The sequence below is a fragment of the Microcoleus sp. Pol1C5 genome (genome assembly GCF_036701115.1).
Classification (GTDB): domain Bacteria; phylum Cyanobacteriota; class Cyanobacteriia; order Cyanobacteriales; family Microcoleaceae; genus Microcoleus.
On record NZ_JAUBQE010000009.1, the window covers coordinates 124,950 to 149,140 of the forward strand.

At 44.9% G+C, this 24,191-nt stretch carries 28 protein-coding genes and 7 tRNA genes; 28 read left to right on the forward strand and 7 right to left on the reverse strand.

Translation table 11 applies throughout. From position 1 onward, the window contains the following. Positions 1-97 precede the first annotated feature (97 nt). The 21 genes from QUA23_RS07635 to QUA23_RS07735 all read left to right on the forward strand — a co-directional run bounded on the left by QUA23_RS07635 (position 98) and on the right by QUA23_RS07735 (position 10,445). Positions 98-171 (forward strand) — tRNA-Arg (locus tag QUA23_RS07635). Positions 172-177: 6 nt separating this feature from the next. Beyond that, positions 178-254 (forward strand) — tRNA-Ala (locus tag QUA23_RS07640). A 54-nt stretch (positions 255-308) separates the two neighbouring features. Further along, a tRNA-Ala gene (locus QUA23_RS07645) sits at positions 309-381 on the forward strand. A gap of 6 nt (positions 382-387) precedes the next feature. After that, positions 388-462 (forward strand) — tRNA-His (locus QUA23_RS07650). Positions 463-466: 4 nt separating this feature from the next. Then, a tRNA-Ser gene (locus QUA23_RS07655) sits at positions 467-549 on the forward strand. Positions 550-677: 128 nt separating this feature from the next. Further along, positions 678-896 (forward strand): hypothetical protein, encoded by a 219-nt coding sequence (locus tag QUA23_RS07660; protein WP_333073686.1) that lies wholly within the window; start codon positions 678-680, stop codon positions 894-896. Beyond that, positions 893-1,273, forward strand: coding sequence for a type II toxin-antitoxin system VapC family toxin (locus QUA23_RS07665; protein ID WP_333073687.1), 381 nt, complete (start codon positions 893-895; stop codon positions 1,271-1,273). The genes QUA23_RS07660 and QUA23_RS07665 overlap by 4 nt, the downstream gene beginning before the upstream one ends. Positions 1,274-1,301: 28 nt before the next feature. Continuing rightward, positions 1,302-1,874: a dihydrofolate reductase family protein gene (locus tag QUA23_RS07670; RefSeq protein WP_333073688.1), complete on the forward strand. Its 573-nt coding sequence runs from the start codon at positions 1,302-1,304 to the stop codon at positions 1,872-1,874. Between the two features lie 101 nt (positions 1,875-1,975). After that, positions 1,976-2,047: transfer RNA gene (locus QUA23_RS07675), tRNA-Lys, on the forward strand. A 242-nt stretch (positions 2,048-2,289) separates the two neighbouring features. Then, positions 2,290-3,519 (forward strand): elongation factor Tu, encoded by a 1,230-nt coding sequence (gene tuf, locus QUA23_RS07680; RefSeq protein ID WP_333073689.1) that lies wholly within the window; start codon positions 2,290-2,292, stop codon positions 3,517-3,519. Positions 3,520-3,576: 57 nt separating this feature from the next. Beyond that, positions 3,577-3,714 carry an ATP-grasp domain-containing protein gene (locus QUA23_RS07685; protein WP_333073738.1) on the forward strand — a complete coding sequence of 46 codons (138 nt, stop codon included), beginning with the start codon at positions 3,577-3,579 and terminating at the stop codon, positions 3,712-3,714. 100 nt (positions 3,715-3,814) lie between these two features. After that, positions 3,815-3,991 carry a DUF6888 family protein gene (locus QUA23_RS07690; protein ID WP_333073690.1) on the forward strand — a complete coding sequence of 59 codons (177 nt, stop codon included), beginning with the start codon at positions 3,815-3,817 and terminating at the stop codon, positions 3,989-3,991. Then, the gene (locus QUA23_RS07695; RefSeq protein ID WP_333073691.1) at positions 3,991-4,197 is read left to right on the forward strand and encodes a DUF6887 family protein; all 207 of its coding nucleotides are present in this window, start codon (positions 3,991-3,993) and stop codon (positions 4,195-4,197) included. Before QUA23_RS07690 ends, QUA23_RS07695 begins: the two co-directional genes overlap by 1 nt. Positions 4,198-4,375: 178 nt before the next feature. Further along, positions 4,376-4,449 (forward strand) — tRNA-Lys (locus QUA23_RS07700). Between the two features lie 52 nt (positions 4,450-4,501). Beyond that, positions 4,502-4,678, forward strand: a complete 177-nt coding sequence (locus QUA23_RS07705; RefSeq protein ID WP_333073693.1) for a hypothetical protein — start codon at positions 4,502-4,504, stop codon at positions 4,676-4,678. Between the two features lie 6 nt (positions 4,679-4,684). Beyond that, positions 4,685-5,647 carry a GNAT family N-acetyltransferase gene (locus QUA23_RS07710; RefSeq protein WP_333073694.1) on the forward strand — a complete coding sequence of 321 codons (963 nt, stop codon included), beginning with the start codon at positions 4,685-4,687 and terminating at the stop codon, positions 5,645-5,647. Between the two features lie 304 nt (positions 5,648-5,951). Further along, positions 5,952-6,152, forward strand: coding sequence for a radical SAM protein (locus tag QUA23_RS07715; RefSeq protein ID WP_333073696.1), 201 nt, complete (start codon positions 5,952-5,954; stop codon positions 6,150-6,152). A 123-nt stretch (positions 6,153-6,275) separates the two neighbouring features. Beyond that, positions 6,276-6,476: a hypothetical protein gene (locus QUA23_RS07720; protein WP_333073697.1), complete on the forward strand. Its 201-nt coding sequence runs from the start codon at positions 6,276-6,278 to the stop codon at positions 6,474-6,476. A gap of 603 nt (positions 6,477-7,079) precedes the next feature. Further along, complete coding sequence (locus QUA23_RS07725) at positions 7,080-7,541, forward strand: hypothetical protein (RefSeq protein ID WP_333073698.1); 462 nt, start codon at positions 7,080-7,082, stop codon at positions 7,539-7,541. 210 nt (positions 7,542-7,751) lie between these two features. Continuing rightward, positions 7,752-9,191: a hypothetical protein gene (locus QUA23_RS07730; protein WP_333073700.1), complete on the forward strand. Its 1,440-nt coding sequence runs from the start codon at positions 7,752-7,754 to the stop codon at positions 9,189-9,191. A 63-nt stretch (positions 9,192-9,254) separates the two neighbouring features. Beyond that, complete coding sequence (locus QUA23_RS07735) at positions 9,255-10,445, forward strand: hypothetical protein (RefSeq protein ID WP_333073702.1); 1,191 nt, start codon at positions 9,255-9,257, stop codon at positions 10,443-10,445. 73 nt (positions 10,446-10,518) lie between these two features. Here the strand turns inward: QUA23_RS07735 and QUA23_RS07740 are convergent, their stop codons facing one another. Further along, positions 10,519-10,773: a DUF433 domain-containing protein gene (locus QUA23_RS07740; RefSeq protein WP_333073704.1), complete on the reverse strand. Its 255-nt coding sequence runs from the start codon at positions 10,771-10,773 to the stop codon at positions 10,519-10,521. 444 nt (positions 10,774-11,217) lie between these two features. On the opposite strand from QUA23_RS07740, the gene QUA23_RS07745 reads away from it, so the two are divergent. After that, complete coding sequence (locus QUA23_RS07745; protein ID WP_333039029.1) at positions 11,218-11,559, forward strand: hypothetical protein; 342 nt, start codon at positions 11,218-11,220, stop codon at positions 11,557-11,559. Positions 11,560-11,702: 143 nt separating this feature from the next. Here the strand turns inward: QUA23_RS07745 and QUA23_RS07750 are convergent, their stop codons facing one another. Beyond that, positions 11,703-12,095 carry a DUF4189 domain-containing protein gene (locus QUA23_RS07750; RefSeq protein WP_333073705.1) on the reverse strand — a complete coding sequence of 131 codons (393 nt, stop codon included), beginning with the start codon at positions 12,093-12,095 and terminating at the stop codon, positions 11,703-11,705. 135 nt (positions 12,096-12,230) lie between these two features. Between QUA23_RS07750 and QUA23_RS07755 the strand changes: the two genes are divergently transcribed. The 4 genes from QUA23_RS07755 (at position 12,231) to QUA23_RS07770 (ending at position 14,923) form a co-directional block, all read left to right on the forward strand. After that, entirely contained in the window at positions 12,231-13,076 is an 846-nt protein-coding gene (locus tag QUA23_RS07755) for a hypothetical protein (RefSeq protein WP_333073708.1), read from the forward strand. 12 nt (positions 13,077-13,088) lie between these two features. Further along, positions 13,089-13,727: a ThiF family adenylyltransferase gene (locus QUA23_RS07760; RefSeq protein ID WP_333073709.1), complete on the forward strand. Its 639-nt coding sequence runs from the start codon at positions 13,089-13,091 to the stop codon at positions 13,725-13,727. Positions 13,728-13,856: 129 nt separating this feature from the next. Next, positions 13,857-14,213 (forward strand): peptidoglycan-binding domain-containing protein, encoded by a 357-nt coding sequence (locus tag QUA23_RS07765; protein WP_333073710.1) that lies wholly within the window; start codon positions 13,857-13,859, stop codon positions 14,211-14,213. A 143-nt stretch (positions 14,214-14,356) separates the two neighbouring features. After that, entirely contained in the window at positions 14,357-14,923 is a 567-nt protein-coding gene (locus QUA23_RS07770) for a DUF924 family protein (RefSeq protein WP_333073712.1), read from the forward strand. Between the two features lie 208 nt (positions 14,924-15,131). On the opposite strand, the gene QUA23_RS07775 is transcribed toward QUA23_RS07770, so the two are convergent. Together QUA23_RS07775 and QUA23_RS07780 are read right to left on the reverse strand one after the other, a co-directional pair. Beyond that, positions 15,132-16,478, reverse strand: coding sequence for a sorbosone dehydrogenase family protein (locus QUA23_RS07775; RefSeq protein ID WP_333073714.1), 1,347 nt, complete (start codon positions 16,476-16,478; stop codon positions 15,132-15,134). Between the two features lie 356 nt (positions 16,479-16,834). Beyond that, positions 16,835-17,335 carry an autotransporter gene (locus QUA23_RS07780; protein WP_333073716.1) on the reverse strand — a complete coding sequence of 167 codons (501 nt, stop codon included), beginning with the start codon at positions 17,333-17,335 and terminating at the stop codon, positions 16,835-16,837. A 670-nt stretch (positions 17,336-18,005) separates the two neighbouring features. Here QUA23_RS07780 and QUA23_RS07785 point away from each other — a divergent pair. Further along, complete coding sequence (locus QUA23_RS07785) at positions 18,006-18,641, forward strand: L,D-transpeptidase (RefSeq protein ID WP_333073717.1); 636 nt, start codon at positions 18,006-18,008, stop codon at positions 18,639-18,641. Positions 18,642-18,837: 196 nt separating this feature from the next. On the opposite strand, the gene QUA23_RS07790 is transcribed toward QUA23_RS07785, so the two are convergent. Continuing rightward, positions 18,838-20,706 (reverse strand): tetratricopeptide repeat protein, encoded by a 1,869-nt coding sequence (locus QUA23_RS07790; protein ID WP_333073719.1) that lies wholly within the window; start codon positions 20,704-20,706, stop codon positions 18,838-18,840. 1,375 nt (positions 20,707-22,081) lie between these two features. On the opposite strand from QUA23_RS07790, the gene QUA23_RS07795 reads away from it, so the two are divergent. Beyond that, positions 22,082-23,005 (forward strand): hypothetical protein, encoded by a 924-nt coding sequence (locus QUA23_RS07795; protein ID WP_333073722.1) that lies wholly within the window; start codon positions 22,082-22,084, stop codon positions 23,003-23,005. Positions 23,006-23,223: 218 nt separating this feature from the next. On the opposite strand, the gene QUA23_RS31010 is transcribed toward QUA23_RS07795, so the two are convergent. Together QUA23_RS31010 and QUA23_RS07800 are read right to left on the reverse strand one after the other, a co-directional pair. Beyond that, positions 23,224-23,430, reverse strand: coding sequence for a PAN domain-containing protein (locus QUA23_RS31010; RefSeq protein WP_445243478.1), 207 nt, complete (start codon positions 23,428-23,430; stop codon positions 23,224-23,226). A gap of 160 nt (positions 23,431-23,590) precedes the next feature. Next, positions 23,591-24,109 carry a HEAT repeat domain-containing protein gene (locus QUA23_RS07800; RefSeq protein ID WP_333073724.1) on the reverse strand — a complete coding sequence of 173 codons (519 nt, stop codon included), beginning with the start codon at positions 24,107-24,109 and terminating at the stop codon, positions 23,591-23,593. Positions 24,110-24,191: the final 82 nt, after the last annotated feature.

Consider the following 24,191-nt stretch of genomic DNA (forward strand, 5'->3'; position numbering starts at 1 on the left):
TCTAGTAACTGAGAAAACGCAATGCTCTGATAACTTGCACGTCAAAGTGCGTGAAGCGCAGCTATCCCATAGGGAATCGCACATTAACAAAAAACATGGGAGCGTAACTCAACTGGATAGAGTGTCGAGCTTCTACCTCGAATGTTGTGGGTTCAAGTCCTACCGCTCCTGCTGTCTGGGTTCGTAGCTTAATTGGTAAAGCATCTAACTGGCTGTTAGAAAGATATCGGTTCAAATCCGATCGCAATCCACCACACCAATTTTATATTTTAGATTTTAGATTTACTCAACAGGTGAATCTTTTACGCGGGGTCATAGCTCAATTGGTAGAGCGCTTGCTTTGCACGCAAGAGGTCAGGAGTTCGATTCTCCTTGACTCCACTTCCGGTGTCTGAAGTCGAAGCGGTCGAGACGCTAGCCCGTGAAGCTAGTTATTAGCGGGTTCAAGCCCCGTCGGACACCCCTTGGAAGATGCCGCTAAATGGTTGGCAACCAGTCTTGAAAACTGGGGTACAGGTAACTGTAAGGGTTCGATTCCTTCATCTTCCTTTTAACCACCGGAAGTCGAAAAGCGAGACACCGTGCTGATAACGCGGGGATAGGAGGGGCAGTACCTCCTCGGTGGATGGATTGGTTTATAATAAGTCTAGATTTGCTAGTTATTCAACATAGAAGCCATGAGCATTCAAGTTCTCAAATTAGAATTGATTCAGTGGATTTTGTTATTAAAGGATATTCAAATTTTAAACGAAATCCAAATACTGAAAGAAAATTCACCCGAAAAGACTGCTGTTCTCAAACCTCGTCAATTTGGCTGTGGTCAAGGAATTTTTACTTACGTTGCGGATGATTTTGATGAAACACCTCCTGGTTTTGAAGAATATATGTTGCCATGAAATATCTAATTGACACTCACATTCTAATTTGGTTTGTTGAAGGTAACGATCGGCTTGATGAGTATGTGCGCTCGCTGATTGCTAATCCTGTCAATGAAATCTATATCAGCCAAGCGAGTCTGTGGGAACTTACTATCAAAATCAGCATCAGTAAGTTGTCTTTGTCTATTTCTGTGTCCGAGTTAGAAATATTTCTGATCGACCACGACTTTCAAATTCTAGAAGCTAAGTTCCTCCATTACGAGAAATTGCAAAATCTTCCTTTTTACCATCAAGATCCTTTCGATCGCCTAATTATTTCTCAAGCCCAAGCAGAAGATTACACTATCATTACACATGACGATAGGTTCAAACAGTACGATGTAAAATTGTTGTAATATCAAATTATAAAAAGAAACGTGAAACATGAAAAAACTAAAATATTACGTTGCTTGCACCGTTGACGGGTTTATTGCTCGCGAAGATGGCTCATTTGATTGTTTTCCTATGCAAGGAGAGCATTTTGCTGATTTGTTCGATTCCTTTCCTGAAACTTTTCCTGCTCACCTTCAGGAAGCACTAGGCATTCGTGCAGAGAACAAGCAGTTTGATGCGGTTTTGATGGGACGCAAAACCTATGAGGTAGGTCTAAATGTTGGTATAACTAATCCTTATCCCAGCTTGAAGCAGTATGTTTTTTCGCGCACTATGAAAGCCAGTCCCGATGAGAATATTGAACTTGTTTCGGACAATCCTGTCGCATTGGTTAAGGAATTGAAAAAAGAAACGGGTAAAGACATCTGGCTGTGCGGTGGTGGCGCTTTAGCGACAACTCTTTTTTCTGAGATTGACGAGATGATTGTCAAGTTGAATCCGCTAGTTATCGGATCGGGGATTCCTCTTTTTTCCCGTGCAATCGAGCCGACAAATTTGGAACTTGCCGATCGCAAAATCTATAGCAACGGTTTCATGTTGCTTTATTATCGAGTGAAGTATTAGCAATCGGGACTTTATGCGTGGCAATTGCTGGGGGCAAAAAAGGACTGAAGTGTTTACTACACAATGATTTTTTAGGAATTACACAAAAGCTGACTTTTTAAGGGTGGTTAGCAAAGCGGTTATGCACCCGGCTTTTAACCGGTACCAGATAGGTTCAACTCCTATACCACCCACTTTCAATCTATCTGCCTTAATCAGCGTTTATCTGCGGTTAAAAATCAAAAACTTGGAAAGTGCGGTTGTGTGGACGGCAACTGGTTGGGAATACCAGGGTGCAGCGAAAGCTGTAGAGGTTCGACTCCTCCACTTTCCTTTTTAATCATTAGTCATCAGTCATTAGTCATCAATAATAGGCTAAGGACTCAAAACTCATGATTAAGAACCAAAAACAACTCTTAGAGGAGAATCAAATGTAATGTCACGCACCAAATTTGAACGGAACAAACCCCACGTCAATGTCGGTACGATCGGTCACGTTGACCACGGCAAAACAACCCTAACAGCGGCGATTACAATGACGCTGGCTGCACAGGGTCGGGCCAAGGCTAAAAAGTACGATGAAATCGATGCTGCACCGGAAGAAAAACAGCGGGGAATCACGATTAATACGGCTCACGTTGAGTATGAAACTGGCGATCGCCATTACGCTCACGTTGATTGTCCAGGTCACGCTGATTACGTGAAAAACATGATCGTGGGTGCCGCTCAAATGGATGGTGCAATCCTCGTCGTGTCCGCTGCAGATGGCTCGATGCCTCAAACTCGCGAACATATCTTGTTAGCGCGGCAAGTGGGAGTGCCGAAGTTGGTTGTCTTTTTGAATAAGAAAGATATGGTGGACGATGCGGAAATTTTGGAGTTGGTCGAGTTAGAAATTCGCGAACTTCTCAGTTCTTACGGTTTCCCGGGCGATGATATTCCAATTGTCGCAGGTTCGGCACTGAAAGCGCTGGAAAAGATGACTGCTAATCCGAAAATTCAGCGCGGCGAGGATGAGTGGGTTGATGGCATTTACAATTTGATGGATGCGGTAGATGACTGGATTTCTACGCCCGATCGCGATATTGACAAACCTTTTCTGATGGCTGTTGAAGATGTGTTCTCGATCAAAGGTCGGGGAACTGTCGCCACTGGCAAAATCGAGCGCGGTAAAATCAAAGTCGGCGATACTGTGGAATTGGTGGGAATCCACAACACTCGCCTGATAAATGTTATCGGTGTTGAAATGTTCCAGCAAATTCTGGATGAAGGAATGGCTGGAGATAATGTCGGTTTGTTGCTTCGCGGCATCCAAAAAGACGAAATTGAACGGGGTATGGTACTTGCTAAACCCGGTTCAATTAAACCTCACACTGAATTCGATTCTGAGGTTTACGTGCTGTCGGAAAAAGAAGGCGGCCGCCGAACTCCTTTCTTTGCGGGATATCGCCCTCAATTCTACGTGCGGACAACGGATGTTACAGGTACGATCGCATCTTTTACCGCTGATGACGGAAGCGCGATCAACATGGTAGTTCCGGGCGATCGGGTTAATATGACTGTGAAGTTGTTGCAGCCGATCGCGATCGAACAAAATATGCGTTTTGCCATCCGCGAAGGTAATCGCACTGTGGGCGCCGGTGTCGTCTCCCACATTCTCAAGTAGACGCTTTCGGAACCAATTAGAATCAGTAGGGTGGGCAAAAGTCCACCTTACTGATTAATTCACAGCAAATTTTTCTGTGTGGATGCAGTAGATCGCCAAGATGGAGTCAAGCGAATTGTCGAGATTGGAGATGGCCAAGTATCAGATTTGGTTGGGTGGTCGGCCGCACGTTTTGCACAACTCTGGGGCAGATAAGGTAGGATGGGAAAGACTCGTTATTTTATAATGTTGAGCCTTGGCGATCGGTAGAATAAATTGTATACTGAAAAAATATGATTCAACTAACAGGGGTTAAATGCCTACCAACGCACAATTGAGGGGTTTGTATCCAATTGGCTACCAGTTGACGTATTTAATGTTTCAGCCCATTCACCTCATTTGCATTGACGATCGCACTCAAAATTTATTCATATTGGCAGGAAATAACGAGGAAATAGAGTTGGAAATTACACCGAATGGGGAGGTGCTGTAATGAGTCAAATTAACTACAGTGCAATGTCTTACCCAGAGTTAAGGCGGTACTTTCTTGACCACCGAGACGATCGAGCTGCTTTTCAAGCTTATCTAGCAAAACGTCGGGAACGATCGCCGAGAGTCATTACAACAGTTGACGATCCAGACTTCGATGTCAAAATTCAGACAGCAATTCGCCAGCAAATGGCACAGCATCATAAGTAGCGCAGTACAGCGCCATAACACCGCATTGCAGCGAATAGACGAAAGCCGCTACTTAAGTTGTTTGAGGTTGTAATGGCGCGATCGCACTTGCGTTAAATATTGACCCGGGCCGAGCGCCACAAATTTTTACAAAAATAGTTGAGTTTTCAGAACGGTTGTGTTATACTAGCTTAGATGCGGGAGTATAGCTCAGTTGGTTAGAGCAGGTGACTCTTAATCTCAAGGTCGAAGGTTCAAGTCCTTCTACTCCCATCCCAAATAACATACTACTCACAAGGCTTTGAGGCTTTAAACTGTCTCTAGTATGTCGTTTTTCGCCCATTTTTCGCTCACGATAGCAGCCAATGGCGGTAGCGGTTGGATTACAGTGAGTGTCAGCGTTGTCGGATTTTTAATGCCGATCGACCATTGGGCCGAGTCGATCGATAAAAGTGCGATCGCCCAAGCTATTTTTACACTGAATAACAACAGGAAATGGTGATGAGCTATGATGGCAAGTCTCTCGGCGCGCTGCTATGGGGGCGATCGCGATTTAGATGCGATCGCCCATTTAATCAATACTTGCGAAGAAGTCGATCGGCTCGATGAAGGCACTTCAATCTCGGAATTACAACAAGAATTTAACCAACCGTCCCTAAATTTAGGGCGCGATATCCGCCTTTGGGAAGATGCGGAGGGAAAATTAATCGGTTTCGCTCGGTTGTGGATTTCTGAGCCTGGGGAAGTAATTGACGGTTGGCTGTGGTTTCGCGTTCACCCCGACGCGCGCGGTGGTGATGTGGAAGCAGCCGCGATCGCCTGGGGTGAAGTGCGGATGCGCGAGGTGTCTGCGATGCGGGGCGGGCCCGTGAAGCTGCGAACCTACGCGCGCGCTGAGGATTGCGATCGCATTTCTGTGCTGGCAAGTTGCGGTTTTAAGGTTGATCGCTATTTTTACCGAATGGCGCGATCGCTCTCTGAACCAATCCCAGAACCCCACTTCCCCAAAGGTTTCGCGCTGCGTCAGTTCCCCGGCGAAGAGGATGCGGCAGCTTGGGTAGAAATGTTCAACCAGTCGTTTATCGATCACTGGAATCATCACGATTTAACAGTGGATAAATTTAAGCACCAGTTAGCTAAACCCGATTACAGAAATGATTTAGACTTGATTGCTGTTGCTGATGATGGCACATTTGTCAGTTTTTGTTACTGCGAGATTAGTGTGGAAAAGTGCGATCGTACCGGGCGCAATGAAGGCTGGATTGCTTGTCTCGGCACTAGGCGCGGCTTCCGCAAAATGGGATTGGGACGAGCAATGTTGCTCGCTGGTTTGCATCGACTCAAAGCTGCCGGTGTGGCTACTGCTATTCTCGGCGTCGATGCTGAAAATTCCTCAGGTGCATTGCATCTTTACGAGTCTGCTGGCTTCCACAATATTCGCGACAGCATTTCTTATGTTAAGGACGTTTGAGCGATGTTACAGTTCGCGATCGTGCTTTGACCAAAGAAACCGGGTTTTTTACCGAATCTGCTGGCTGCAACGAAATATTTTGGTGAAAAAACCCGGTTTCTCGCCACTGGTGTAAGTTTTATCTAAAAAACTTTTGCTACCCCCTTGACACTTCTGTAGTATGTATGTAGTATATAAATATGGAAAGCGCAGGACAAGCAAAAACCTGTATTTTTCGTGCAACTTCTGAACCTTGACAACTAAATATAGCTCACAATTTCAAGGAACATCAATTTGAAAGTCTTGCAAGACAGACTCGATTGTCATGTTGTTACTTTATACGAGACTGTTCGGTTACAAACTGACTCGAACCGAGTCAGATGTTGTACGAAATCAGTCTAGTTTTACTGAATTTCATGCGGATTCAGAACAGACAAGTTCGGCCAGATTTCAAGCACCAAAAAATGCTGAGGAAATCCGCACAATCCAACAAGCTTATCATTTAGAACGGCGCTTCTTTCAGTAAAGGTTATCAGATTTCGTGAATCTTTACCGATACTGGCAATTTGCTAAGTCTCACAAAAAGCCAAAGTCGAGAGCAGATAAGCTACCAATCCCAAATCCAAAATTGCTCTAGGAGGTATCGGTAATGGTTCACATTCGTTTTGAAGGACGTTCTTATGACGTGGCAGAAGACCAACTGGGTATCGCGGCAGGAATGAGCGACAAGGCTATTAAGGAACGTCTGGCCAATCATTTTGATGTCAAGGGCGATCGCTTCGAGTCTTACGTACTCGATCGCCGTCCCAGCGGCGATTTAATTGTCCGCCCAGAAGCCGTTTACGGGTAGAAATTCACTGAAAGCACGTATTAGACAGCGCACCCCAACTAAAGAAGCTTACAAACTGGAAACGTTCGACTTAAAATCGAATTGTAGGTTCAATTCCTACCTGCCGAGAGGCTGAAAAAAAAGCTTCTCTGACTTGTGCGCTGCCTCTTATAGCTGAATTTTTTATATCTATCCGGCGCTTAAAAGTTCCACTTCGCGCCCCAACAAAGGAAGCTTACATACTAGCTCATTGGTAGAGCATTTCTCTTTAACAGAAAAGGTCGCGGGTTCAACTCCTGCGTATGTGCCAACGGCTTTCTTAACTTGCGCGAAGTGACTTTTAATGCTATAAAAGGCAAAAATAATTGAGCAATTTAGAATAATCACAAGTCAAAACTTTCTAGTTTAGAGATTAGAAAAATTTTGTTCCGCACCCTAACGAGTGAAGCGAATACACACATTCTAATCGATTTGTCGCAGGTTCAAATCCTGCCAGCCCCGTTTAAGGGGCTGTAGCTCAGGGGTAGAGCCATCGGACAGTCAAAACGCTTTGCCAACTTGTGCGGAACATCTCATATTTATAAAAAGTTAGATATAAAAGTGGTGTGTGAGGAGACTTAAATTATGACAAAAAAAACTATAATTTACCGATCGCCCTGCGAAATAGACAATCTGATTCACGCTTTCCAAGAATGCAGCCTGCCGCGAAGTCAATGGACTCACGAAGCGCATTTAACCGTTGCCCTTTGGTATCTGTTTTATGATTCGGAACAAGAAGCGATAAATGCGGTGCGGAATGGCATTAAACGTTACAACTCGGTTCAGGGAATTGAGACTACAAAAGATAGCGGATATCACGAAACACTAACGCTGTTTTGGGTGCGAACTATTCGCCGATATCTCGCCGATGAAAGCCGGAATCGATCGATGGTAAATCTTGCTAACGGTTTGATTGCAAAATATGCCGATCGCACTTTACCCTTTCGCTACTACACGCGCGATCGGCTGATGTCTTGGGAAGCTCGAAATAACTGGGTTGAACCAGATTTGAGAGCGATCGAATTAGAAACAGTTTCCCTGAAATAGTTAATTTCAAATCGCAGTTTTTGCCGCGCCCCAATCGCGAGAGCTTACATACAGACCCTATTAGGTTTAGCCATAGGTTTACTAAAAAAAGCTCCCCAAACTTGCGCGGTGATTTTTAAATTTCACTCGCTAGCGTGCAACAACTGCCAACCACCGATTTTGAATACTTCTCAAATCCAACATCCAAAATCGAATAGGAAGGTAACACCAATGAATATGAATACAGCAGAACGCGATTTGCGTTTGGAAATGCTCAACAGTCTGCTCACCACTCCTCACCGTGTATTAGAAAAAGTAGCAGAAATTCACAAGTTAATTATCGAATTAGACCCCATTTTTTACGGTCATTTAGCAGTGTGGTATCAGCGTCACGGCGACGTGCGCGATCACAAGGAAGTTTTTGCCGGAAATTTGCTGACTTCGGCGCTGACGGAACACCGAGATGCCGGTTTTATGATGCTGCAAGAGTTCCCTCCCTACGAGGTTTCGCGCATTGTGGACTTTATGAAGCGGCACCAGAATAAGATGCCCCGCAGCGCGCGCACTGCTGTCACTCGCTATCTGAAATCGCGGGAAAAGAATCCGCAGTTTTTCGATCGCGCCGCCCTCCGCAACCGCAAGGCGATGAAGCATTTGTACGCAACGCTGCACGTCAAGCCGAGCGATCGCGCTAATGCTATTCTGTTTAAAGACAATCCGCCGGAAGACTCTCTGGCATTCGTTTTGAAGCAGTTGGCTAAGGCGGCGACACCTGGGGAACAGGCGAATTTGATTGTTGAGTACAAGATTCCGTATACGATCGCAGTTGGTGCGATCAAACAGCTAACGCCAACGGTTTTGGCGGCGCTGATTAACTCGATGTCGCCGCAGGAAGTCATCAACAATTTGAAATCGATTCAGTCGCGCGGGGCGATGGATCACCCGGAAGTCAAGCAGTTGATTGACTCGAAGCTGGATGAAGCGGCAAAGTGCGATCGGGTTTCTGCTTACAAAGCGAGTGTGGCGGGCGCGGGCGCGAACTTCGACGCAGCAACGGCGGCGAAGCTGGAAGCGGTGACAAACGAACAGGTGAAGAAGCGCGGCAAGATTGCGAAAGCAACCGGTTTGTTGATTGACAAGTCTGGTTCAATGGAAAGTGCGATCGAAGTCGGGAAGCGTCTCGCTGCTTTGATTTCCGGTATTTCCGAGGCTGCACTGTTCGTTTATGCCTTTGACACGATACCGTATCCAGTGCAAGCAAACGGCAGCGAATTGACAGACTGGGAAGGCGCTTTCAAGCACATTCGCGCTGGCGGCGGCACAAGTTGCGGTTGCGCGGTGGAAGCAATGCGGATTAAGAAGCAGGTTGTCGAACAATTCATTATGGTGACAGATGAAGGCGAAAACGCTGCACCTTATTTTGCAGATGCTTATCAGAATTACTGCCGCAGTTTGGGGGTAATTCCTGATGTTGTGATTGTGCGAGTTGGTGCTTGGTGCGAATATGTCCAGAAGCAATTGAAGGACAAACAAGTATCGGTGGAAACCTTTACGTTTGCGGGAGATTACTACTCCTTACCGAATTTAGTGCCGATGTTGAGCCGTCCTTCGCGGCTGGAATTGTTGATGGAAATTCTGGATACATCGCTGCCGGTCAGGGATGATAAGTGATATAATTGGGCATGGCTCGTGAGTTAAGCTTGCGGCCAATGCTCACTTTATGGGAGAGCTACTGTGCCATACCTCAAAGCAAAACATCTATCAACCCAAGGTAAAAGGTTGAATGAGAGGGTAAAAACTGCTAATCGCAAGTTAATTTATATTGGTGGTGAAATCAGGTTTCAATCCGAGATGGATTTGGAAGATTATATAGATGAGAAATTTGATGAAATATTTCCCTCGCTAATTAAAATCAAAAGGCAGCATACTGTAAAAATGCAGCGATGCGATTTATTGTGCTGTACCAAATCCGAAAATCAGCCGATAATTATTGAGTTGAAAAATGAAGAAGATCGAGGATTAGTTTCGCAGCTAACTCGGTATCGTAAAGCTATTATCACCAATAAATGCTTTGATGATAAAATTGACTATTCTTTGCCAGTTAAAATGATAGCGATCGCACCTAGTTTTCACAATGATAATTATACAGATAAAGAAGCTTCAAAATTTGAAGATGATTTTTGCTTTTGGGAATTTGCTGTAGAAAATCATCATAACTCAGGTCAATTTAAACTATTAAGTCAAATTTATGAAATTTCTTACCCTGTATTTGGGTTGCCAGAAATCTCTCCTAATTTAGATATTAGCAGTTTACCTGCTTTTACTTGCAATTTTGTAGGTAGGCTCCCACCCGACTATCATACAGATTTTCTTAAGTGGCGAACTTTGCTTTTGTCTCAGCCAAAAGTAAAAGAAATGGTTAGTAGCACTTACAGAAAAATATTGTATGGAACTGGGGATGGAGTGAATCACAAAAAAGTGGCAGAAATAACTAACACTACTAACGGAATCGTTTTATTTCTTTGGTTGCCAACAGCAGTTAGTAAAAACATCAAAACACCGGTAACTCGATTTGGATTTGTTTTGAAAAAAGGAAGCAACCCTTTTTCTGAAAATTCTTCCATAGAATGGGTCGTCTGTACAAAAGATACTATCAACTTAAAAGAGCAACCTCAACCAAATACATTTTCAGGAATGACTAGACATGGAATGTTAAAATGGTGTAAACCTAATATGTACTTGACGCAAGCTGCACTAGGTTATAATAATAGTTTTTGGTTACTTCTCAATCTTCTTAAAGGTATTACTCCTCCTCTGGATAACACTACTCTGGAATGGTGGAAATCTTACGCAAAGGAGACACCGACTAATTTAGGATGGTTTATAGATTTAGCTATCAAAACCTGGAATTATCGCGTCAAGTAGAACTTTTATATACGGATACATTCAGCAGCAAACGAAAAACAGCCCGCAATCCTTCAGGTGTTAGCATTGTAAATTATTCTCTAGTTTGAGCGATAATTGCTTGTAATTCTGGATTAGCGATGGATGACACTAACTGGGAATCCGCACCAGCCAAAGCAGCGCGCAACTTTTCCGAAGTCAGTGCAGGATATTTCTCTAACACTTGCTGTTGTGTCCATCCCGCAGCAAAGAGCCCCAGCAAAAATTCTACAGACAATCGAGTTTCTGGGGCTGCTGGTTGACTTGTTGAAGCTTTCGGGTTTGGATGAATGAGCTTTCGCCAGTCCATTGTTTTACTTAAACGATTTGGGAAGATTCCGCCAATTATACTGCATTTGGACACAGTGGAAACACGGGCCTTGTTGACTGATTGTGTAACATGATACGGCAGGTAATACCATTTTAGATTTGAGATTTTAGATTGGGAATCACTGATGACAACCAGGGTTTGGGATTTGGCGACTGTGGCATTTTTTTTTGAGCTGGTGTCATTTCCCGATTTTGCGATTAAATTGTTATTACGATCGCAGTACAGCACTTTCTTATAGACTAGAGTAATGGGGTAGCGACGGAGCGATCGCCCTTTTTTCTTTTGTCCGTTTCAATACCAAACCCCGTTAGCGAAGCCCGCCCCTACGGGGGCTAGGCCAACGAAGAGGATCGCACTAAATCTCAACCCACTGTCTAACGAACTGTGCAACCCACAATACAACTACTTTAACTTCTTAAAACTATGGGAAAAAAGTCGAAAGCCAAAAAATCCCAGGTCAAAAAATCCAGTTTGCTCTGCCAGCGACTCCAAGAAGCTCTCGATCGAGGCAGCAAAGTTTGGATTAAAACAAATAATAGCAGTTTCGGAGGCATCCCGATTAATTTGTTCGGGGAGTTTGTGGAACTTTTGGTGATAGTTCCCCCTAACGAACAGGCGGAACATATTGATGCTTACGGACAAGTTACGTGGCTGATTCGACTCTCTGATATTATTGCACTCGCTTACCCTACTGAATATTGGTCTAAAGATAGATTAGAAAGTTTGCTGCCACCCGATGCCGTTACTTCCGAAGTAGGAGATTAACTGCGTAGGGTTTGCATTGCGTACCCTAATTTTAGCTGAGTTGTATTTGGTATGGTGTGCAATGCACACCATACGTTTACTATTTTTTAAGCTGTTTTAGCAGCAAACATATACACCTGTTCCACCGATTTTTATCCGTTTAATTAGTTGTTGCAAGCTGAAAGCTGCACTTTACAACTGCCGCCCTCTAGTTCGCTGCAACCGGCGAGAGCTTGAGCTTCTGCTGCGGCTTGATCGTCGCCCCAGCCCGCACCTGCTCCTCCTTTGCCTACTGCGATCGCTCCACAATTATTACTATTAGATGTCAGGGGTTCGCAGTCGTTCGCACCTCCGCTTTGTTCATTGCACACGGCTACTGCTGCGTTTAGTGCTTCTTTCTCTGTAGCATGATCCCAACTAATACCAGTGGCGTCAGAAGTCGGAGAATAAGCAGTAGCTCCATAGGTGTCCTGAGCTTGAGCTACCTGGACTGAGCCAAAAAGAGGAAGTGTCAAAGCTGTGACTACAACCCACTTAGAAAAAAGCTTTTGCAGCATATTTACTTACGATATTTACAAGGTTAAGTTTCGAGGTTTTCTCAATATTAGATTAGCCGATTAATTCCTGTCAATAGTGTTGAAAAATCTTTATATTTTCTTAAATTAAAAGTGTTATGGGTAACAAAAACTAAGATGACGGAGGTAAATTCAGTGGCAGATATCCGCAAAATCCTTAGCCAACTCGCTGCCCAAGAAGCGCACCTACTCGATACCCAATTTCTGGCGCCCTGCGTGCGCGGGGGAAGCGTGCGGATAAGAGTTAGCTCAATGATTTATACTTTTCAACCGCAGCCACGCAACTTTGAAGGATGGGCTATTTTTGGGCCAGTCAATGAGAAAATTGCTGCGGTGATTGAGGAACCGAGTTTGCCGCAAGTAGCCGAGTATTTGCAACTGCTCGTACCCGTTCGCTTGCAGTTGGCTTGCGTGCTGCAAGGGCAAACTTGGCTGGCTTATCCTGTTAACGAATCTGATGCTAAACAGCGCACTGGTGTTGCCAAACCCGTACCAGTTCATTTAGTAACAGAAGGTTCGCAGTTTGAGCCGATAGTTGCGCGGTGGGACGGTAATTGTTTGTGGTTTGAAGAGATTGACAGGCGCGCCGATCCGCTGCCGTCTGAGAAGTTAAAAGCAGCTTTAAAAAAGTTGATTTTGGCGGAAGAACTTCGCTTTAAAGGGATGACGCCGGAAATGCGAACAGTTTACGAATTGGTGTCCCGAAATATTAAAGATTTCAATCCGAAAGTGCGGGCAGAACAGCGCTTGCAGCGGGCGCTAAAAATGGGCGGCGGTGAATTGCGGGATTTTGGCGATCGCGAAAATTATTGGCTGGTTGAATGGACTAGCGGAACGGGAGAACACCACACTTCTGCGATCGCCAAAAATGACTTGACAGTTATAAGTGCGGGGATTTGTCTCAGCGGATTAGACAAAGACTTCGACTTGCATTCATTGGTTGGAGTCGTCGAAAATCGCTAATTCTTGATTACCATGAGTATATTTTTTCACGAACAACTTTACAGAAGTGCCGCAGTGATGTCGCAGATCAAAAATTTCCCGGTAACGGTGTGCGGCGCGGGCGCTTTGGGTGCGAATATTACAGAAAGTCTGGCGCGATCGGGCTTTTGTCAGTTAAAAGTCATCGATCGCGATCGCATTGAGGAACGCAACCTTTCCACTCAACCCTATTATCGATCGGACATCGGCGCATTCAAAGCCAAAATTCTCGCCAACAACCTCTACCGCGCTTTGGGAGTCAGCATTGACGCGCACTCAAAAGAATTGACACCCGCAAATGCCGATCGGCTGCTGGCCAACAGCGCCACAGTCATCGATACTTTTGATAACAGTATCGGGCGGCAAGCAGTCAAGGATTACTGTGCGAGTGCCTCCCTTCCATGCGTGCACGTCGGATTAGCTGCCGATTACTCCGAAATAATTTGGAACCAACACTATCGGGTTCCTTCAGCGGCGAATGATGACGTTTGCGATTACCCGCTGGCGCGAAACTTGGTAATCCTGACAGTTGCAGTTGCCTGCGAAGTTATTGTTACCTTTGCTGCTACCAAAGAGCAACAAAATTTAACTTGCACGATCGGAGATTTTGCAGTAAAGCCACTTATATTGTAGAATGTCGGTTGACTGTTGCCAGAAACCTGGTCAATCAAGATTGGATGCCCCCATCCTATAAACCCGGTTTCTCACCCTCAAACAATCGTCCAACTTGCAAAAAACGCTTGAAAAATTAACAGGGAAAGTATGGCCGGATCGCAGACTTTTTATTATTTACTAGCAATTCTCGCACTATTAGTTTTGACGGGTACAAGTAGAGCAAACTATGCAGCGGGCTCCGCAGTTTGCTACACTGATGATTGCCATCGACCAGCAGTGAGACACCATAAAAGGATTTTAAAATGCGGCTCGAAAGGGCACGATGTGAAGAAACTGCAAAAGTTGTTGAACGCGCGGGGCTTGTCCCCACACCCGATCGTAATTGATGGCGTTTTCGGTCCGACAACCGAAAATGCAGTGAAAAGATTTCAGCGGCAAGCTCATATTCCTGTAGACGGAGTTGTGGGAGGCAAAACTTGGGACAGACTGTTTGCTAGTTCCTAACTTTAAGCACTGCACAACAAAGGTTCCTAAGTCATTATTGCTAATCATTAATCGCTGTGGTTTGTAGTTGCACAGATAGCACGTTTTGTGCAACTACAGACACAGAAGCTTTAATCAACAATCAATCGCATACTAGATTGCTAATGAATGAAGTTTTAGATTTTTGGTTTGGTCGATCGCACTCTCCAGAGTTTGGCAAAGTCCAAAAGAAATGGTTTGAAAAAAATGCGGATTTTGATGCAGAAGTGCGATCGCGCTTTCTGCCCAAATACGAATTAGCGGCCTCCGGTAAACTCGACTCATGGCAAGATTCCCCCGAAAACTGCCTAGCATTAATAATACTGCTCGATCAATTTCCGCGTAATATGTTTCGGGGAACGCCCCAAGCATTCGCCACAGACAGCAAAGCTTTAGCCACCGCCGAATACGCTATTAATCATAACTTCGAGCGCGAATTGCTGACTGTACAAAAATTGTTTATTTATCTACCTTTTCAACACAGCGAAAACTTAGAAAACCAGCAAAAATCTGTCGAAGTATTTAGCCAACTCAGCGGCGAACCTGACAGCGATTCACTCATTGAATACGCGCAGAAGCATTTGGAAATAATCCAGCGTTTTGGGAGATTTCCCCACCGCAATGAAATTCTCGGACGCGAAACAACCCCCGAAGAAGCGGAATTTCTCAAACAACCCGGTTCTGGATTTTAAAGTGCGATCGCAAAATCTCGATCGTCCGGATATATTCGAGGTTGTAGAGGCTGTTTGAGCGCAATCACAACCAACAGCAGGCAATCTGTCTACAAAACCCGCCGCAACCCAGCGAATCTCAAATTGAATAGTGAAATTAGAAAAGAAGATAAATTCTTGATTTAACAAAAAGTATACCAGGGTGAAGAATTTATCGATCACCCAACCGTCACCCGCGATACTGCACCCGATAAATCCGGTTGTTCGCTTCCTCAGTAAATAGCAAACTCCCGTCAGGTAAAACCAGCAAACCAACCGGCCTTCCCCAAGTTTTCGGGCCCGACGGATCTGTCAGAAAACCCGTCAGAAAATCCTCATAATAACCTTGAGGGCGTCCGTTCGCCGCATTAAAAGGTACAAACACGATTTTATAACCAGTTCCAGCGTTCCGATTCCAACTGCCGCGAAACGCCACAAATGCCCCATTGAGAAATCTTTTGGGAAACGTTTTGCCGTCGTAAAACTGAAGCCCCAAAGCGGCAGAGTGCGCCTGAAACAGCACGTCCGGCATTAATGTTTTAGCCGCTAAATCAGGTCGATCGCTATTGCCATTTCTGGCGTGGCGCGGGTCGAGCAAATTCGGCTTAAAATAAGTGTAAGGCCAGCCGTAAAACTCGCCTTGACGAATTCTTGTTAAGTAATCCGGCACCAAATCATCTCCCAAACCGTCGCGTTCGTTGACTGTCGTGTAGAGTTGATTGGTTTTTGGGTGAAAATCCAATCCCACCGGATTTCGCAAACCGGAAGCAAAAATTTGCTTGTTCTGACCGTCCAAATTCATCACTTGAACAGACGCCCTCGGCAGCGGTTCGACATCGGCATTAGACTGCGATCCAACTGATACGAAAAGCTTGCTCTTGTCGGGGGAAACGACAACATTTCGCGTCCAGTGTTGGTTGTAGCCCCCGCCCGGTAAATCGGCAATTTTTTGACCAGCACCGGTCAATTGTTCCTGCCCTTTTGTGTAGGGAAATCGGCGGACTTCAGCGGTATTTCCTAGGAAAAAATAGCGATCGGCAAAAGCCATGCCAAAAGGAATATTTAACCCGTTTTGGGCACTTGCAAAAGTTTTGCGAACCTCAGCAACCCCGTCGCGGTTGGCATCCCGCAACAGCGTAATCCGATTCTGCCGGGTTTCTGTTACCAAAACATCGCCTGTCGGCGTCAAAGCCAGCCATCGCGGAGCGTCTAAATTGTCAGCAAAAACGTTAACTACAAAGCCAGGAGGGACTTGCAGCACTGGCGATGCGGGAATCGGTACTACTTGAGGAGGTTTTGAGGCGCTATCGCTGGCTCCTGGCTGCGGCAAAGTAGTTGCAACAATACGGATTGGCTGCGGCGAAAGCGGTTTGGTAGGTACAATTTGATTTGTCCCAACATTTGCCAGCGGTGCACGGGAGGGAATTTGCGACACGGGGCCGTCGTCGCCCACAGCAGGGGCGATCGCATCTGTAGCTCGATCGCACGCCATCACCGGCAACAGCAGAATTAGCAGCAAGAAACGCAAGTAATACATAGCAGCGATTTCTCAACAATTGCTGAACAATTCTATTATTCTAACTGCTATTAAACAGCTAAGCCACCGCCGGCGCGGTGGCTTAATTCCATTTACTGATACCAGTTGCAAAAAAGAATGCAAGTGTAGGCTAGTGCTCCAAAACTTGAGCTCGATCAGTCAATCGATTTTAGATTTTAGATTTTAGATTTTAGATTGAAGAAAGCGACGCCACTGATAACTCCGAGGGCTTGCGATCCGGATTCGAGCTTTTTTCTCGATCCACGAATGAATCACGCGACAGGTGACCACATTGCTTTTGGTCATTCCCAATTCTCTAATCAAAAATCAAAAATCGAAAATGGTATAACCTAGGTCTACCAAAGCCCTCTCACAGGAGCCGGACGGGGAGCCGGAGCCGGAATCGGACGCGGAGCCGGAACCGGAGCCGGAGCCGGAGCCGGACGAGGAGCCGGACGCGGTGGCGGTTCGGGAGCCGGACGCGGTGCCGGTGCTGGGGTTGCGGGACGAGCAACCGTTGTGGCTACAACCTTATAATCGGGGATCACCGCGATATTTTGTATCTGAGATCCGGCGACGGTGGCTCTGACTTTCATTCCCGGTACTAGACCAATAATTCTCAGGACGCATCTTTGAATCCTGAGAGTCCTGTACGGCGCGCTTTCTTCGCGAATAGTTACTACATCGCCGACAATACTTTTGACAAAACCGACAATGGTTGTAGTGTTTGCTGTTGTGGTGGTCTGCGTTTGGGCTATTTGAGTTGCAGGGTTAGCCATCGCAGGATGTACTGAGACCGCCGAAATTACCACCGACAGTGTTGCACCTGTCAATAATTTGATCTTCTGAAGACGCATTGAAACCTCACATTAACTGCTATTCAGGGTCGGGTTTGCTTCCGCTGCACGAAAGTCCCAACCTCTATACCTAATCCAGTTTAATCCCCAGAGTAGGAAATTTATGACAATCTCAAAAAAAGATTATCGAACAAGTATTGAAAGACTAAATTTTACATCATAAGTTCCCGATTTACAACAAGTTCAGCGGTTTGGATCTCTAGAGTGTTGCCGTGATATATTGAGTTTATTCGATCAACCTTAGCAGTTTTTTTCCGCCAACCTAACTGTTGCTGGGGGGGACTCTACCCAAAGACAGATTGTGCTTGCCGGATACAGCAGCGCCATAGTTTGAATACTCGATCCCCAGTCGGTCATGGCTAAAAAATCAAATTAGTCGGAGGTAAAATTTAATCATTTTCTGGCAATATTTACGCATAAACCGGGTTTTTTCACGACATTCTATTGCGTAACTCCACTGAGCCGCTTATAAAAACATTGTGGTTTTAGTATTATTGCCTAAGCTTTGTGTTGAGTTACAAGCTATCAGTGGTGGAATTTTAACTAAAAACTGTGCAGCGCAGTTCCCCTCAAAAAGCCATCTCAAAATTTTTCTCATCGGGTGCGGTTGGCGGATAATTAGATAGGAACTTTGTAGGAAATGCTGGTGAGGAGTTTAGCGAACAAAACAATGGTGAAGAGCAAATTTTTGTTTGACAAGTTAATTGTACTGAGCTTGAGTGCAGCCGCGCTGTCGGTCGGCCTACAGCAGCAGGCGGCTGCCGAAGTGGTGGCTAATTCAAGTAATAGTGCGATCGCAGCGCAGCGGCCCACATCCGAGACAAAATTGCCGAATCTCGGAACCCCAGAACTGCCGCCCCTGGGAGAACCATTTCGTTATATTCCCCAGGAACCAAAGCCTGCGGTAAATCCTATTGAGGAAGTGCGTTTAGTCCTGAAATTGCGAGAACGCCGCGTCTATGTTTACCGACAAAATAAGGTGCAAACCAGTTTCCCGGTTGCTGTGGGAAAAGGCGGCTGGGAAACTCCTACAGGCAATTTTAAAGTTATGCAAATGATCAAAGATCCAGTTTGGCAAAATCCTTGGACAGGAGAACTTATTCCTGCTGGGCCAGACAATCCATTAGGGAGTAGGTGGATGGGGTTTTGGACGGATGGCAAGAATGTGATTGGTTTTCATGGTACTCCGAATCCAGAGTCGATCGGGGGGGCGGCTTCTCACGGCTGCGTCAGAATGTTTGATAAAGACGCACAGGCTTTATTTGAGAAAGTCGCAGTTGGCACACCGGTGATAGTTGAGCATTAATTATTTGGAGGTTGGGGTGCATAAAAACATCCAGGAACAGGCAAGATGCCTGTTCCACAAAGACTTAAATTTGGTTGTGGAGTGGGCAGGAGAGCCCGTTCATGAAAGACTGATTGATAATGGTGATTTTCGGTGAGTTAGAACTTACACCTTAAACCCTCTCAGCAACAGGCTTTCCCGCCTGTTGCACAAAGAGTTAAATAGATTGCTGATATTTTTCCAGCAACTCCGGGATGTAATCGTAGCCGTCAACACCGATCGCCGGAATGATATTCGCTCGACTTTTCGCCAAAGATTGTTTAAAAGATTCCGCCCCCATTTGACCCCGCAAAATTGTCAACAAACCAGCCGATTGACGCCACTCCATCGCACCAATTTGCTCCAAAGTATACATCCCCAAACTGCCCGCAAATATCGCTTTTTCTAGTGAGTTGATTCTGTAATAAGCTTGAGCCAAGTAAGCCAAATTCAGACCTTGCAAATATAAATCCCCTGAGAATTGAGCTGCTTGCCAACCTTTGAGCAAATATTCGATCGCAGCTTCAGCATTTTCCAGGGCGATTTTAGCAATACCGAGACTGCTGGAACAAAAAGCTTGACTTTGGCGATCGCCCAATTTTTCCGATAGCAACAAACCTTGTTCCAAATAACCGATCGCACTCTCGTAAACCTCCGGTTCCACCTCCTCCAACTGCCGCGCTTGAAACACTTCACTGTAACCCAAATTAGCCAGAGCATTTGCCTCGCCTTGTCGCTCTCCCGCTTGTCGTGCCATAATTAAAGCCCGCTGGCTGTAATTAATCGCTTCCTGATAATTTTTTTGAGCAACATAGTTGCGGCTGATGTGATTGAGATTGGCAACTTCGCAAGCTTTGTCTCCTTCGGTACGGGCAATTTCCAGCGCTTGCTTGTGCAGCAAGAGCGATCGCTCGTAGGCCCCAGCCGCCTGCATCGAATAACCCAAAAGCGTCAGAATCCGAGCTTTCGCTTGAGTCCCTTCAACTCGCCGCAGCGGTTCGTCTAAATAATCCAAAGTATGTCGCAGGGCTTTACCATCAAACGAAGCAAAAATTCCCCCGTAAAGGGGAAAGTATTCCCGCTGAGAAAAAGCCCGCAAAATTTGCAAAGTTACTTGAAAACAAGCATTTGCCAACTGCTCGCCGCTCTTGGTAGAATTATTAAACCCACTAGCTAGCTGGCTCCAAATTACCGCAAAAGTAATGTAAGTAGAAATTGAAGCTTTTGTTGACACTTTGGAATCGTAAACTTGCTTGTCAAACCATGTCGCCAACGCCCGCTGCAAGCACTGCAAAATAATCGCCACTTCCACCAATATTCCTAACTCTAAATTCGATTCTTTTGCCGCGAATTGAACTACAGATTCACCAAGCGCAATAGTATTCAACAGAGCCTGGGGAAAGGGACTATTAACTTTTTTTGCCCAAAAAGCCCAAGGCCCATTTTGTTCGGGACTACCGGCAAATCCTAGCTGCTGCGGCTGATAAATCCAGCCTACGAGTTCCGGTTCCAACCGCTGCCAAGATTCTAAACCTTTAGCGATGCCGGCGGTGATTTGCTGCAAATCTTGTTCGGTTTCGGGATTGGCAGTTTGCAGCATTTGTTGGTGCAGAGATTTTGCCAATTGCTGCAATTGAGCCAGAGTCAGCGGATGTTCTTTATTCGGATCGATTACTTGCAATAATGCCAGGAGACGGGCGTTAGATTCTGCCGTAACGATTTGTTGGATTGAGGATGCAATTGCGCGATCTACGCGGTTATCTTTCTGCCAGCGTTCCCATTCTCCTTGGATGGTTTTGAGAGCTCGGAGGGTGCGATTTGCCTTTGCTTGTTTGATTTCGTCTTTTTCATTTCTGAGTTGATTTTCGGTGGCATCAAGGCGTTCACCGAAACAGCGTTCAAAGATTTCGCCCGTACCGGTACTAATGTCTTGCACCAGCATTTGATAAACTTGTTCTTTGGAGCGAATTTGACCTTTGAGGGTGATTTCGACAATTTTGTCGATTAGGGCTAGGTAGCGATCGCGCAATGAGGTAGATTCAGGCATAAGTTATTTTTAGTTAATAAATTTTTATGGACAGCGCTTGCAGCTTGCACCATTTCATGCTGCTACTTAATTTTACAGCTCATCTGGATTAATGCCCATTGCTCGGAGTCGATCGGCTAATGGATTGGCCCGCTGACTTTCAGATTCGGCTCACTGCCTTTCCAATTGAGTTCGCTGTCTTGCAAATTCTTCGGGAGTCAGAACTAAATTCCCATTAACATCATACCAGTTACAACCTCTGATGTTCCAAGAAAGAACCTTACCACAAACTCAAACTCAACTTTATTTCCAGTATCCATAATCGAGAACTTGTTAACACTTGTTCGCGGTAAAGGTTGCCCACTAAGCGAACTACTTTCAATTGGTTGTTGTATTCGCTAAAAATAAATTAATAACGAATTTTCAAAATTATCTCGTAAATAGGCAACTTGGTCGGCGGTTGATTTGGTTCCGATTCGGTCAGGCTCAAATCTTCATCTTCCCTACCTAGTAACAGAAATTAAATGGCGATTAAACGACTTACTGCTTTGTACCAAATGACGTAATTTTCGCCCAAGTCTCTGTCTCGGCAAACTCTCAAAACATGGACAACTAAATACCAATCGGGTCTTTTGTACCAATTGGGAGGATTGAAGTCGTAGTAGAGATTTATATCGCTGACAGAGAATACGCGATCGGCTAGATAATTAGGGACAAAGCAACTATCTCAAAAATTTTGTGATTGCCAAGGTGATATTCGTCAGGCAAGCCTGGGAGATTCGAGCCTTCACTTGGTAGAGCGTACATCGTCAGCAGCACTTTTGTTTGCGTTGGGCGAATCTGTTATGTACATTGTTATACAATTATCCCTGCGAGATGTTAAGGAGATTCAGGCGGTATGGTAATTCTTACATTATAACGCGATGTGATTTGTCGTGGCAGAACGTCGCTATCCTTTGCACCGGAAATTTTTGCTAAATAACGATGATCGCCCACACCTTTTCTTAATAAATATTCTCATTTTGCTCTGACGGTCGGTTTGAGATTTTTTTGGATAGCTATAACGTATTTTAGTATGTAATGCAGGTAACATTTTTAAGTGCAATCGCTCAATTTTTTGAGTTTGATGCTGCGCCCAATTCGAGCGACTAAAACAGATGACGACTGGCAATAACAACAGGTTGACATAGATGAGGTATTTGTAGTATGGTAGGTGGGATCATTTATTGCACATCTGCCACCCAATATCTGCGACACAATTAGTTGTGGCTCTGCCGACTTTTTTGTGAGTACAGAAGCCGTTTTCGGTCAACGCTTAGACGGCTACACCAAAACTCAATTAAGACTCTGTTAGTATCTTTACTGTTTAAATCTACTGATTTTGAGGGAACAAACAATGAAAGACTTAATAATGGGTTATGCAACAAATTGTAAATTCGATGATTTCTACAGATTCGTTGCATCAACTCGTCAGCATTGTGATCCAGATAAAGTTGATATTGTTGTGTTTATTAATGCATTAGGGGATGAGTTCGCCAAGGTAGCTCTAGAAAAAAATATCACCCTTATACCAATTGAAAATGTGTGGAAGTGGGTTACTAGCTCAAAGATCCTAAATCTCATCTATCACGCAAAGATGGTGGGACTGCTAGCTTTAATTCGACTAAGTTCAGGGTCTAACCGTACCTACTTAGAGGAGGATTATAGGAGTACGGTTGCCAATTGGATTCATCCACTAGCAGGTCGGTGGATTACTTACCATACATTCCTTAAGGTTAATTCCAGTTATCGAATGGTTATGACTTCAGATGTGCGTGATGTTGTTTTCCAAGCTTCTCCCTTCGATGACTTAGACTCTAGTAAGCTTCACGTTTTTGAAGAAGCAGGTATTTATTTTGGACCGCCCACTCCAGAAAATGTAGATAGTGAATGGGTGAATGCTGTTTATGGAAAAAAAACTCTTGAAAAACTGTTGGGAAAACCTATACTCTGTGCAGGGACAGTATTAGGAGGAAACCATCTCATGATGCAATTAATTGAATTAATGGTGGTGGAGGCTGAACGCCATCGTCGTAAGCCTCTAGATCAAGCAATGTTCAATAAGGTGATTAACTATGAATTTCCCAGTAACAAAACGGTGAAACATAATTTGAAGAGTGGTGCCGTCCTCACACTGTGTGGAGATTATGAGGGAGTTTGGGAGATTGAAGATGGCAAAGTGATGGTTGACGATCGCCTTGTTCCTGTTATACATATGTACGATCGCGATTCTCGGACTAAGGAATTATTTCTGAGCAAGATTCCAAGTCCACAGAAGTAACCTCTAACCTGATTTGCTTAGGAATTACCTAACTGGCTTACCTTAATCGGACTCTGCTATTTTCTCAAGTCTTGGTTTAAACCCCTTGAACCGTTACATCCCTGCTATTCTATTCGATGAAATTCTGTAATCGCTTCCGAGGTTGAGTTTAACTTCCCCGTGGGGGGAAGTTGAGCTTAAACAGGGAAACTTTAAGAACATTCAGCTTTCGTTTTTATTTAACGCCTTGGTTTTACACTAGAAATCCTGCCTTCTCTCAGACTTGACGACGGCACACCATTCTTGAAATAACACCAAGCTCGATCGCCCTCCACTCCCGGCCTCACAAAAGTAAAAGCCTGACATTGTTCATCAAACACACGGATTTGTTTGCAAAGATCCGGGTCTGGTTGCCTAATGTACATATTCCTATAATCAGCGCCGATTCTGTCAGAATTTCACTCTAAATTCCACCTTGTCAACAGCCACTAGCTGCGGCACAACAGTTTTAGCCTTTGCACGGATTTTATTCAAAGCAGAGGCTGCACTACTACGCACATTTAGATTGGAGTCTTTCAGCAAGACAATTAGCTGCAGCAGTGCAGTTTAAGCTTTTGCACGGATTTTATTCAAAGCAGAGGCTGTACTACTACGCACATTTGGATTGGAGTCTTTCAGCAAGACAATTAGCTGCGGCAGTGCAGTTTTAGCTTCTGCACCGAAACTTCCCAAAGCATTGGCTGCACTACTACGCACAGTTACATCTGAGTCTTGAAGCAGGGAAATTAGCTGTGGCACAGCAGTTTTAGCTTCTGCACCCATCCTTCCCAAAGCATAGTCTGCACGGCTACGCACCTTTGCATCGGAGTCTTTCAGCAACAGAATTAGCTGCAGCACAGCAATTTTAGCTTCTGCACCCATCCTTCCCAAAGCATTGGCTGCACGGCTACGCACAGTTGCATCGGAGTCTTTCAGCAACAGAATTAGGTGTGGCACAGCAGTTTTAGCTTCTGCACCCATCCTTCCCAAAGCATAGTCTGCACGGCTACGCACAGTTGCATCGGAGTCTTTCAGCAACAGAATTAGCTGTGGCAGTGCAATTTTAGCTTCTGCACCAACCGACACATCTGATACCAGTTTCCTAAAATCCTGCTACAGATATGGCATCTAAAATAAATTGCCATCCTGTTAAAGAAGCAATAACTTC